The 12,639-nt window shown below is 55.6% G+C and carries 5 protein-coding genes and 4 pseudogenes; 8 read left to right on the forward strand and 1 reads right to left on the reverse strand.

Going from position 1 to position 12,639, the window contains the following annotated elements:
- The first annotated feature begins 283 nt into the window (after window positions 1–283).
- Together FDY98_RS02925 and mdoH are read left to right on the forward strand one after the other, a co-directional pair.
- Window positions 284–1,869: pseudogene (locus tag FDY98_RS02925) on the forward strand (glucan biosynthesis protein G).
- Complete coding sequence (gene mdoH, locus FDY98_RS02930) at window positions 1,862–4,381, forward strand: glucans biosynthesis glucosyltransferase MdoH (RefSeq protein WP_027957817.1); 2,520 nt, start codon at window positions 1,862–1,864, stop codon at window positions 4,379–4,381. The pseudogene FDY98_RS02925 and the gene mdoH overlap by 8 nt, the downstream one beginning before the upstream one ends.
- 90 nt (window positions 4,382–4,471) lie before the next feature.
- Here the strand turns inward: mdoH and FDY98_RS29255 are convergent.
- Window positions 4,472–5,418, reverse strand: a pseudogene (locus FDY98_RS29255) (helix-turn-helix domain-containing protein).
- A 214-nt stretch (window positions 5,419–5,632) separates the two neighbouring features.
- Here FDY98_RS29255 and FDY98_RS02940 point away from each other — a divergent pair.
- The 6 genes and pseudogenes from FDY98_RS02940 to FDY98_RS02965 all read left to right on the forward strand — a co-directional run bounded on the left by FDY98_RS02940 (window position 5,633) and on the right by FDY98_RS02965 (window position 12,598).
- Window positions 5,633–7,046, forward strand: a pseudogene (locus FDY98_RS02940) (ethanolamine ammonia-lyase subunit EutB).
- Entirely contained in the window at window positions 7,036–7,872 is an 837-nt protein-coding gene (gene eutC / locus FDY98_RS02945; protein ID WP_022520109.1) for an ethanolamine ammonia-lyase subunit EutC, read from the forward strand. Before FDY98_RS02940 ends, eutC begins: the two are co-directional and overlap by 11 nt.
- Before the next feature lie 115 nt (window positions 7,873–7,987).
- The gene (gene eat / locus FDY98_RS02950; RefSeq protein ID WP_027957819.1) at window positions 7,988–9,427 is read left to right on the forward strand and encodes an ethanolamine permease; all 1,440 of its coding nucleotides are present in this window, start codon (window positions 7,988–7,990) and stop codon (window positions 9,425–9,427) included.
- An 83-nt stretch (window positions 9,428–9,510) separates the two neighbouring features.
- Window positions 9,511–9,909, forward strand: coding sequence for a CIA30 family protein (locus tag FDY98_RS02955; protein WP_340146676.1), 399 nt, complete (start codon window positions 9,511–9,513; stop codon window positions 9,907–9,909).
- 176 nt (window positions 9,910–10,085) lie between these two features.
- Window positions 10,086–11,841, forward strand: a pseudogene (aceK, locus tag FDY98_RS02960) (bifunctional isocitrate dehydrogenase kinase/phosphatase).
- A gap of 43 nt (window positions 11,842–11,884) precedes the next feature.
- Complete coding sequence (locus FDY98_RS02965; protein ID WP_027957821.1) at window positions 11,885–12,598, forward strand: SIR2 family NAD-dependent protein deacylase; 714 nt, start codon at window positions 11,885–11,887, stop codon at window positions 12,596–12,598.
- Window positions 12,599–12,639 lie beyond the last annotated feature (41 nt).

Consider the following 12,639-nt stretch of genomic DNA (forward strand, 5'->3'; position numbering starts at 1 on the left):
GCTTAAGGTAGCGCCTGTTCTCCCGGTTCAACGAATCGAGCCCATTCTAATTTTAGCCTCAACCCTTTCAAAAAGCCCGGTTAGTCGGGGTGCCAAGTAGTCTAGACTCATGCTATACCTAAAACGTAACCTCATCTTCACATACGCTCGAGGTGCGCGCTTTAGGATGGTGAGAAAATCAAAAGGACGCATTTAGCTGATCGAATGGACTCTTTCGTATGTCGATTCGGCAAGTAAGCGAATTTGAATTTAGTCAAAGGATTGTACAGGAGCATGACGCTAAATGAGTGGATCGACCCGGTTAAGTAAATTTTCAAGCTGCAAAGGTTTTTTTTCAGTCGCCGTTCTGGGTGGCCTGCTGGTTGGAAGCATCCCTCTTGAGGCTTTTGCATTTGGCTTCGATGATGTCGCTAGAAAAGCAGAGGAACTAGCCCAGCAGGGCTACCGAGCCCCGGAAACATCTCTGCCTGATGAGCTGCGCGAACTCAGCTATATGGAGTATTCGCAAATACAGTTCAAGCGAGATCGCGATGTGTGGAGCGGTAAAGGCGCACCGTTCACCCTGAGCTTTATCCATGAGGGTATGCATTATGACAGTGCCATCCAATTAAACAGCGTTGATCAGGAGGGGGGGGTACATGGCTTTGCCTATAATCCGGATGATTTTACCTACGGTGATTTAGGCATCTCCGACGAAGTGAAGAATAGCGATGGCATTGGTATTGCCGGGGTCAGGATCAACCATGCACTCAATGAAGGTGATCGCAAAGATGAGGTGATGGTCTTTCTGGGGGCTAGCTATTTTCGCGCTATTGGCGAAGGGCAGGTTTATGGGCTTTCCGGGCGAGGACTTGCCGTTGATACAGGGCTACCTTCGGGCGAGGAGTTCCCTCGCTTCAAGGAAATATGGATCGTCGAACCTGGCCCGGAAAGCCAGTACTTGACTATTTTCGCACTGCTTGACTCACCTAGCGTGACCGGTGCATACCGCTTCGTGCTGCGTCCCGGAGAAGACACTATAGTCGACGTACAGTCGCGGCTATATTTGCGTCGGGCTGTCGAGAAACTAGGGATAGCTCCACTCACCAGCATGTATCTTTACGGCCCAGAGCAGCCCTCTTCGACACACACTATATCCCGGCAATCCATGATTCTAATGGCCTTTTGATCAATGATGCGCAGAATGGCTGGCTGTGGCGCCCGCTAGCCAATCCGGCCAGATTGATGATGAATAGGCATGCAACACCTCAGTTACGCGGTTATGGCTTGATGCAGCGTGGCCACAATTTTAGCGATTATCAGGATATTGCCGCACGTTATGATCTGCGCCCAAGCGCCTGGGTCGAGCCACAAAACGAATGGGGAGCGGGTAGCGTTGAGCTGATTCAGATTCCGACTGACAACGAGACCAACGATAATATCGTCTCGATGTGGCTGTCTGATGAACCCCATGAGCCGGGAACACCGCTGGCATTCGATTACCGTATTACGTTCACAACCAATGAAAGCCGCCACCTTGATCCTCAGCTTGCCTGGGTTGAAGAAACACGTCGCTCACGGGGAGAGGTGATGCGCGATAACCTAGTGCGCGAGCCCGACGGGACACTCGCTTTTGTCCTCGATTTTATCGGGCCCTCGCTTTCCGGTATCGGCAGCGATGCAAATATGACCGTTGAGGCAAGCGTGGGCGATAATGGAGAATTGGCGACTAGCCGCGTTGTTCATAACCCAGCGACCAACGGTTGGCGTGTATTTGTCAATGTGAAGCGGAATAATGGCAGCCAGCCCTTGGATATCAGGGCCAAGCTAATGCTCGATGGCAAGCAAATGTCCGAAACCTGGTACTACAGGCTGCCTGCTAATGGCTGAAATGATGTCTTCATCGCAGGCAACGCCAACGGATATTTATTTAGAGCGCTTGGCGTTGGAGACCCAGAATCGTAAGGAGCGCTACAAGTTACTGGTCGGTGATCTTGATAAGCACGACATGGCGTCGCTACACGCTGCGTTGAGCGAGGATAGTGATGGGGATGGTAATTGGCAGAGAGGTGACAATAGTGATCCTGCAGCGCTGTCAGTAGGTCGGCGCCTGGCGCTTGCCTATGCAGAGCCGCCGCTAGCGCCGCCAGACGTGCTGTCTACGGACACCTCCGGTATTACCCGCCTGCAAACTGCGCCACCGATGAAGCGAACGCCGTTGGCGCCCCAGCAGTGGTCGACCAATCCTTTCGTGAATATTGGTCGCCGCTTCAAGCGCTGGGCAAATGGTGATTTTCGTCGGCGCAGAAGAGAGTCACCCTCCGCGTCCTGGAAGTGGGTCGCCACTAGGCGACGCTGGGTTTTGCTAGTGCTGATTTTCGGTCAAAGCATCATCGCTGCCAATCAGATGCGTACTGTCCTCCCCGGCCAGGGCCTGCAGTGGCTTGAGATAGCTATCCTGTCGTTATTTGTATTGCTATTCGCCTGGGTATCCGCCGGGTTTTGGACTGCCTTGATGGGGTTTTTCCAGCTATTACGAAGCCATGACCGCTACGCCATTGACAACGAGGTGGGCGACGAGCCGATTGATGATGAGGCACGCACAGCGCTATTGGTGCCAATCTGTAACGAGGATGTTGCCAGGGTCTTTGCCGGGGTGCGCGCCACCCTGGAATCCCTGCGCAGTACGGGTAATGACCGGCATTTCGACATCTTTGTTCTGAGCGATACGTCCGATCCCGATATTGCCATTCAAGAAACCTATGCCTGGCTGGTGTTGTGTCGTGATCTGGATGCTTTCGGTCAGGTTTTCTATCGCCGCCGACAGCGTCGAGTCAAACGCAAGAGCGGTAATCTTGACGATTTTTGCCGCCGCTGGGGAGCGCTCTATCGTTATATGGTGGTGCTGGATGCCGATAGTGTCATGAGCGGCAAATGCCTTACCCGGCTGGTGCAAATGATGGAGGTGCACTCCAGGGTCGGCATTATCCAAACAGCGCCACGCGCTTCGGGGCGCCTCAACCTGTACGCTCGGATGCAGCAGTTTGCGACACGGGTATACGGACCGCTGTTTACCGCTGGGCTTCATTTTTGGCAACTGGGCGAGTCGCACTACTGGGGCCATAACGCGATCATTCGGCTCGCTCCGTTTATGCAGCACTGCATCCTGGCGCCACTGCCCGGTAAAGGCTCGATGTCGGGGGAGATATTATCCCATGACTTTGTCGAGGCGGCGCTGATGCGGCGCGCCGGTTGGGGGGTATGGATTGCCTACAAATTGGAAGGCAGCTTTGAAGAAATGCCACCTAACCTGCTCGATGAACTCAATCGCGACAGACGCTGGTGCCACGGAAATTTGATGAACTTCCGGCTGTTTTTCTCACAAGGCATCCACCCCGTCCACCGTGCCGTTTTCCTGACCGGTTTAATGTCTTATCTTTCAGCGCCGCTATGGTGTCTTTTTTTAGTTCTTTCTACCGCACTTCTAGCAGTGCATACCTTTAGCACTCCCGACTACTTTCCTGAGCCGGGAATGTTGTTTCCTGTTTGGCCACAATGGAATCCAACCTTAGCGGTGGGGTTGTTCGGTGTTACAGCGTTACTCCTTTTCTTGCCTAAGCTGCTCAGCGTGTTGCTGGTGTGGATACAGGGGAGTCGGCAATTTGGCGGGCCTCTCAAGGTATTGGAAAGTATGATTCTCGAGTCGCTATTCTCGATGCTATTAGCGCCGGTAAGGATGCTGTTTCACACCCGCTTTGTACTGACGTCATTGATGGGGTGGGCGGTTCAATGGCGCTCACCATCACGTGAAAATAGCGACACGACGTGGGGGGATGCGTTCCGCGCACATTGGAGTCAAACCCTAATAGGGGCGGTTTGGGCAGCGGGTGTTTACGTTATGGAGCCTACATTTCTGTGGTGGCTCTCGCCCATCGTCGTCGCTTTGATGCTGTCTATCCCGGTATCGGCACTGTCGAGCCGTGTCTCGTTAGGGTGGTTCTGCTTTCAAAAGCGGCTTTTCCGGATCCCCGAAGAAACACAGCCGCCCCGTGTGCTGCGGCGCATGGTGAGGTTGCTTTCCCACATGAATACCGGAATGGCGGCGCCGTCTTTTGCCCAAATGGTGGTAGATCCTGTGCCGAATGCGTTGGCTACTGCTTTAGGCACATCACGGCATACCGATGCCGAGCCAATACGCCAACGTCGGGCCGAGCGGGTTGCACGCGGAGTCAGGATGGGGCCTGCGGCAATGAGTAAGCTGGAGCGTTTGGATTTTCTAGATGACCCGGTGATGATGTCGCAACTGCACTACCACGTTTGGGAAGACAGCAAGGCACATCACAGTTGGTTTGACTGTGGTCTGCCAGGCCGTGAATCCAAGCACCTCCCAACCTTCAACTAGAGCCCTAAGCTGACGGTCTTTTTTAGTTACTCTCGCATTTAATCAGGCCGGCTGAGAGGCTGGCTTGTATTGCCGCTATCACTGACTCGCTTATAACGTTTTCGCACTGAGCGTTTGCGATGGGCTCTCTCCGAACTGCTGCTTGTAGTCGTGGGCGAACTGTCCCAAGTGCCAAAAACCCCAGTAGGTGGCTATTTCCGTGACCGATTGTTGCGGAGATGCTGCCCGCAGCGCCCGGCGCACGCGGTTCAGCCGGGTCAGGCGTAAGAACTGCAGCGGGCTGATACCCAGGATGGTGGTGAAGCTGTACTGCAGTGTGCGGCGGCTAACGTGGGTAAGCTGACAAAGCTCCTCCATCGTCACGGGGCCTTCCAGATGCTCATCCACGTAGCGCTTGACGCGATCAACCACTTCCTTGCGATGGGCATAGCTGGGTGGCAGCTCAGCACTGGGCTGCTTGACCTGCAATAACTCCAGTAGCGCCATCAGCAGAATGTCTTGATGGATATGGCTGGCGATGGACAGCGTCTGACTGGTGAGTAGACGTTCAATGAGGAACGACACGGCGCGCAGGGTGTCACCGCCGCTTGGCGACGGGGCATGGCGTGCCAGTGTGTATCCAGGCTGACCCCCTGCCGCTTGGCTGCCGCCGTCAAGGCGGGCAACTGGATCACCAGCCCATAGATGTCGAATCCTTCCGGCGTCACCAGTTCAAAATCACGTCCACCCGGGCGGCACATTACCTCGCCCGCACTGAGCGCTTGTCCATTGATGCGCGAGCCTTGATGGGTAGTGGGAATACCGATCCACAGCGACTCAGGCCATACCCGGCAGTCCTGACGTAGCGCTTGCCCGGTATGCTCCTTGAAGACCTGCATGGTTTCCAGTGCCACCTCATCCAGCCGCCCGTAGAAACTCCCTGGGCTGAGCTGATCGTACTCCTGTTGCCATCGCGTCAGGTTCTGCGCGTGCTCATCGGCATCAAAGGCCTCTTGAATGCACCTTGTTGGTGCAAATGAGCTGTCGAGCGTGGTCATGAAGCGCTCCTCGCAGTGATAAGTTGGCTAATCATAATTTATGTAACGCCTTAACTTTTTGTATTTACTTGAGTAAAGCGAAAGTTAGTGAGTTTGCCAAAACTTGATACTCCCTCTCTATTGATAACGCTATGGTGGAAACAAGCAAGTTTTGTACTTCAGCGCGATGTCAACGCGATCAACAACAGCCATCGTAATAAAAAAGGATAGCCCCATGGCGCAGACCTATCACACGACGGTGGGGAGTCGCAGCTATCGCTTTGCATGCCTGGCAGAGCTGATGGCTAAAGCCACGCCGCCCCGTTCAGGCGACCGTTTGGCCGGAGTAATGGCGGAGAGTGCCGAAGAGAGGGTGGTCGCCCAGATGGTACTCGCCGAGCTCCCGCTTACCACTTTTTTGAATGAAGCCCTGATTCCATACGAAGAGGATGAAATCACTCGGCTGATTATCGATGACCATGACTCCGACGCTTTCGCCCCCATCCGTCACCTCACCGTCGGCGATTTTCGTAACTGGTTGCTCTCCGACCACGCTACCAGTGAGGTGTTAGCAGAAGTAAAACGGGGATTACCCCCGAAATGGCCGCTGCCGTCAGCAAGCTGATGCGCAATCAGGATTTGATTCTGGTGGCCAAGAAGTGCCGGGTCACCACCGCTTTTCGCAACACAATTGGCCTGCCGGGGCGGCTTTCCACTCGGCTTCAGCCCAATCACCCCACCGATGATGTGACCGGCATTGCGGCCAGCATTCTGGACGGCCTGCTCTACGGCAGTGGCGACGCGGTGATTGGCATCAACCCAGCGACGGATAACGTTGCCCAGAGCGTCAAGCTGATGCGCTTGATGGATGAAGTGATCCAGAAGTATCAAATCCCCACCCAGTCCTGCGTGCTTACCCACGTAACGAATACGCTGGAAGCCATAGAGCAGGGTGCCCCGGTCGATCTGGTCTTCCAGTCGATCGGCGGCACTGAGGCCACCAACCGCAGCTTTGGCTTCGACTTGAGCACCCTGGCCGAAGCCGAAGCGGCGGCGCAGTCGCTCAATCGCGGTACGGTGGGGCGCAACGTGATGTATTTCGAAACCGGCCAGGGCAGCTCGCTTTCTGCCGACGCTCACCACGGCTCGACCAGCAAACCTGTGAAGCCCGCGCCTACGCCGTTGCACGCAAGTTCAAGCCCTTGCTGGTGAATACCGTGGTGGGTTTTATTGGCCCAGAGTACCTGTTCGATGGCAAGGAGATCACCCGTGCAGGCCTTGAAGACCACTTCTGCGGCAAGCTATTGGGCGTACCCATGGGCTGCGATGTCTGCTACACCAATCACGCCGAAGCCGACCAGAATGATATGGATAACCTGCTCACGCTGCTCGGCGTGGCGGGCTGCAACTTCATTATGGGTATCCCAGGCTCTGACGACATCATGCTCAACTACCAGACGACTTCGTTTCACGACGCGCTCTATGCACGGCGGGTACTGGGGCTGAAGGCCGCGCCGGAGTTTGAGCGCTGGCTCGAAGAGATGCAGATTTTCCAGGATGTTAGCACCCACCGGCTCAATGACCAGCTGCCCGCCGCCTTTGCCAACAGCCTGCGCCACCTGCCCAAGGAGCCTCGCCATGGCACATGATCCATCATCACCCATCGTGGTGGAGAACCCCTGGGAGCGGCTGAATGCCTTTACCGATGCGCGAATTGGACTGGGGCGCGCTGGGGTCAGCCTGCCGACCAGCAAATTGCTGGCGTTTCAGTTGGCTCACGCCCAAGCACAGGATGCGGTTCATTGTCCGCTGGATGTGGAAGCGCTATCCACCGAGCTGACCCAAGCTTTGGATTTGTCTGAGGCACCGCTGCGCCTGCACAGCCATGCTCAGGATCGTGCCATGTACCTGCAGCGGCCCGACTATGGCCGTCGCCTTAACGACGAGACCCGTGAGCACCTGCAGAAAGCTGCCGCGTCCCAGCAGCGCTATGACCTTGCAATCGTCGTGGTCGATGGGCTTTCTGCGTTGGCTGTACAGCAGAACAGTGCTCCGTTTCTTGGCGCGCTTTATCAGATGCTGAGCAGCGATGCTGCTGATTGGCAGCTAGCACCACTGACGCTTGTCGAGCAGGGGCGGGTGGCGATTGGCGACGAAATTGGCGCACTGCTCAATGCCGACGCCGTGCTCGTCATGATCGGCGAACGACCGGGGCTGAGTTCGCCGGATAGCTTGGGGTTGTATATGACCTGGGCGCCCGAGCCGGGGCTCAAGGACGATCGACGCAACTGCATTTCCAATGTGCGTCCGGCAGGTTTGCAGGTGGAAGAGGCCGCCAGACGCTTCTTTCTGCTGTTAAAAGAGGCCCGTCAGCGCAAATTGTCGGGCGTTAAGTTGAAAGACCGCAGTGAAGACGATGTGCTGGAAGGTGACTCAGCATCAGGCTCGACGCGTAACTTCCTGGTGGCGGATTAACGTCACCCAAAAAGCGACAACCTATAACAACGATCACACAACAAAACGGAACAACGTTGGTAAACCACAGCACGCCGCTGACGACGATTTCGTTCCACACTGAAAGGGCAAAACGATGACACAACCAACGATAGATCAAGCGTACCTGGCAAAACGCCAACTGCGCAAAGGCACCGCTGGCTGGATGCTGCTGGCGGGCCTCGGGGTTTCCTACGTAATTTCCGGTGATTTCGCCGGGTGGAACTTTGGTATTGCTGAAGCTGGCTGGGGTGGCTTTGCGATAGCCGCGTGTCTGATGGCGTTAATGTATCTGGCGCTGGTGCTGTCACTTGCCGAAATGTCGGCGGCGATACCCGCGGCTGGGGGCGGCTACAGCTTTGCCCGCCAGGCAATGGGGCCTGCTGGCGGCTATCTGACCGGGCTGGCCGTATTGATCGAGTATGCCCTGGCGCCAGCGGCCATTGTGATCTTCATTGGCGCCGCCGTAGAGTCGTTGCTGGGTATCAATGGCCCGCTGGTCTACCTCATTTTCTACGCGCTGTTCATAGGCATTCACCTGGCGGGTGTGGGGGAAGCGCTAAAAGTCATGATGGTCATCAGTGGCTTGGCAGTGTTTGCCATCCTGGCCACTGCCGTCGCACTGATCGGTGATTTTGATGCCGCCAACCTGTTTGATATTGCCCCTACCGATGCGGCGGGTGCGAGTACCTTCATGCCCTTTGGCTGGTACGGCGTCTGGGCGGCACTACCCTTTGGTATGTGGCTGTTCCTGGCGGTGGAAGGCGTACCGCTTGCTGCCGAAGAGGCTAAGGATCCTGCCCGGGACATGCCCAAAGGCATTATCGGCGCGATGTTGTTCCTGCTGTTCACGGCGCTGTTGGTCGTGGTGCTGCTGGCCGGTGCGGCGGGCGCCGAGATGATCGGTCAAAGCGGCGTGCCGCTGGTGGATGCGTTGAACGCAGCAGGTAATCCGACCCTGGCAACCGTGGTGAACGTGCTGGGCCTGGCGGGGCTGATTGCCTCCTTCTTCTCGATCATCTACGGCTACAGCCGGTTGGTGTTTGCGCTCTCACGGGCAGGGTACCTCCCCAAGGCACTGTCGCTGACCAGTGGCCGTAAAGTGCCTTATCTTGCCCTGATCGTGCCCGGCGTGTTTGGCTTTCTGGTGTCGTTGAGCGGCGAAGGCGACCTGATGCTGGGAATGGCCGTGGTCGGTGCGACGATCTCTTATGCACTGATGGCACTCAGCCATATTCTACTGCGGGTAAAACAACCCGACCTGCCGCGCCCGTATAAAACGCCTGGCGGTGTCGTCACCTCAGGGATTGCACTGGTGCTGTCTCTGGTTGCGCTCACCGGGGTATACGCCTTCGACCCACGCGCCTTTAACTACACCATCGTGCTGTTCATTGTTGGCGCAGCCTACTTCTTCCTCTACAGCAAGAATCACCTCGTAGCGAAAACCGCCGAGGAGGAGTTTGCGTTGGTGGTCGCGTCACCTGAAGATCTGGATGATATTGATTCAGATCCTGTGGTCACGACAGCGAAGCTGTAATTCACAAAACTAATCGCCTAGGCTGAACAAGCCTCTTTGCCCTGCGGCAAAGAGGCTTTTTTGGCTAATGATAAGGAGTCGTCATGGCGTTGACATTTGATAGTCCCAGCGAGCAGCAGCGCTGGTACTCCGTTGATGATGGCGTGATGGGTGGCGTTTCAAAGAGTGGTTTTTGCGTTACCGATGGCGTAGGCCGCTTTCAGGGCGAGGTGTCGCTTGAAAACGGTGGTGGCTTTGCCTCCGTTCGCCGCGAGCCCAATGGGTTCGAGCCAACGCTAGCGGATGCCCAGGGCATAGAGCTGACCGTGCGGGGCGACGGACGTACCTATCAACTGCGCTTGAAAAGCACCTCCCTTGGCAATGCCTCAGCGTACCGAGTGAAATTTACGCCTTCTCAAGATGCCTGGGAGACGCTGTACTTCTCATGGGATGCTTTTGAAGCGGTGAGGCGGGGAACGCTATTGAGTGACGCCCGGCAGTAACGCCAAGCGAGATTCACCAACTTGGCTTTTTAATCGCTGACCGCACCGCGGGGCCTTTTTGCTTACGGCTCAAACGTATTGCGGCAGTGCGCTAAACTGGGGCTACCCAACCAAGGTCGTCTCGCATGTAGTTTGCCGTTAGGCAACGCTAGCGCAAATCAACAGGAGCCCAGCCCGTGAAGCACTCGCCTGCGTACCGCTTAGCGACGACGATTTTGCATGGCTTTGATGAGTACCGTGCACGTTTTAAGGAGATTACCGCCGATGCCAGCCGTCGTTTCCGTGACGCGGCGTGGCGCGAAACGCAGCAGGCATCCGCCGAGCGTATCAATCTCTATAAGGAAAAGATTGATGACACTCTGGGGCGCTTAAAGCGTACCTTTGATCCCGAGGTGGTGTCTCACTGCGAGTGCTGGCGCGAGGCGCGCAACCACTACGCTGAGTTGATCAGCCACCGACTCGATTATGAGCTCGCTGAAACCTTCTTTAACTCACTGTTCTGCGCTATTTTCCATCATCGCCATATCCGCAACGACTGGATGTTTGTGTATAGCTCCCGGGAAGATGCCGCCCACCGCTCGGGAATTGACCTATGCCGTCGCAAACAGGTTAATGGCGACTGGCAGGCTGCCCTCAAATGGGCACTTATCGATGCCCCCTTCGAAAATCGCTTTGCGGAAATAGATCAGGATACTCATCTCGGCGCCACCTTCTTACAGCAGCACTTACCCTCGGCGATTTTGAATGCCAGTGATGCTGAAATCGAGCTACTGAATAGCGTCTTTTATCGCAATAAAGGCGCCTATTTGGTGGGCGAATCCTGGGCAGCGGCGAGCAGGTGCCGCTGGTGCTGCCGGTACTCCACGGCGAGGGTTTTGGAGAGCAGCAGGGGGGCGATCCCAGCCTACACCTGGATACGGTACTGATCGAAACCGATGAGGTGTCGATTATTTTCTCCTTCACCCGCGCCTACTTCCAGGTTGAAGTAGCGGTGCCCAGGGAGTTTGTCGATTACCTTCAGCAGCTGATGCCGCACAAACCGGAAGGCGAACTCTACGCTGCCATCGGCTTCTTCAAACATGGTAAAACCGAGTTTTTCCGGGCACTGAATCGTCAGGTCGCTAAGCGCGAGGATCAGTTTATTATCGCCCCAGGCGTGCGCGGCATGGTGATGGCGGTGTTTGTACTGCCCAGCTTTCGCACCGTCTTTAAGATCATAAAAGATAAATTCGACCCGGCCAAAGACGTAACTCACGCCGTAGTGCGCGAAAAGTATCGGCTAGTAAAGCGCCATGACCGGGTAGGGCGCATGGCCGATACTCAAGAATTCTCCAATTTTATTGTCCGCCAGGATCATTTTGCGCCGGAGTGCCTGGAGCACTTACTGGAAGTGGCTCCCTCAACCGTTGTGTTGAAAGACGATAAGGTGATTATCAAACACTGCTATACCGAGCGGATGATGACGCCGCTGAACATCTACCTGGAACAGTGCAGCGACCAAGAGAAGGAGACGGTGCTTAAGGATTACGGCAATGCCATTAAGCAAATGGCCGCGGCGAACATCTTTCCTGGCGATATGCTGCTGAAAAATTTTGGCGTGACACGCCATGGAAGGGTGATCTTCTACGACTACGATGAAGTTTGCTACCTCACCGAGTGCCGTTTTCGGCATATACCCAAATCCCAGGGCAATGACTTCCAGGGGGTGATACGTTATCTATCGGCCCTAACGATATTTTTCCTGAGGAGTTTGGGCCTTTTATGTTCGCTAATAAGATCCTACGCGACATGTTCATGGCGCAGCACCCCGAGCTATTTGACCCGGATTACTGGCTGGAACTGCAGCAGGCATCGATGGCCGTGTCATCGACGTTTATTCCTTACCGCAATAAGCAGCGTTTTGCGGGCAGTATTGGCCAGCTAGTATATTAGTGTCTTACTTAAGAAACAGTGAAACATAAACAACGAGGTCATCATGGCAGCAAGCCCGCATTTGGTGGTGTTTACCGGCTCGGGGATTAGTGCTGAGAGTGGTATCAAGACCTTCCGTGCCAGCGACGGCCTATGGGAAAACCATCCTGTCGAGGATGTTGCCACTCCCGAGGCGTGGCAACGTGACCCGCAGCAAGTGCTGGATTTTTACAATCAACGACGTGATCAGATCCGTCGTGCCAAGCCCAACGCGGCGCACAAGGCGCTAGCTGCCCTGGAGCAAGAGGGGTTTAACGTCAGCATTATTACTCAGAATATTGATGACCTTCATGAGCGTGCAGGCTCCCGCCATGTATTACATCTACACGGCGAGATTTTAAAAGCACGTTCGTCAATCGATGAGCGCATGCGCTACCCGCTGCCGAAAGGCGGCATCGAACTAGGCAATGTGTGCGACAAGGGCAGCCAACTGCGACCCGACGTGGTCTGGTTTGGCGAGTCGGTGCCGCTGTTTGCGGAGGCCTGTGAACTTGTCAGTCAGGCTGACTTTCTACTGGTCGTCGGCACATCGCTGGCAGTTATGCCCGCCGCTTCGCTGCTCTCGTACATTGACTACGACACGCCCTGCGCACTGGTCGACCCGGAGGCGGATATGCTCAGCCCGCCAGGCGTATTGGCAATTAACACCACCGCTGGAGAAGGCGTTCCAGCGTTGGTAAACCGCTGGAAGCAGCAGGGTAATCTACTGTTGTCTTGAAAATTCGAGACTGGATCGGCACAGCCTTCTGCGGGGGCGCT

Source organism: Halomonas sp. PA16-9, from assembly GCF_009728585.1.
Classification (GTDB): domain Bacteria; phylum Pseudomonadota; class Gammaproteobacteria; order Pseudomonadales; family Halomonadaceae; genus Vreelandella; species Vreelandella titanicae.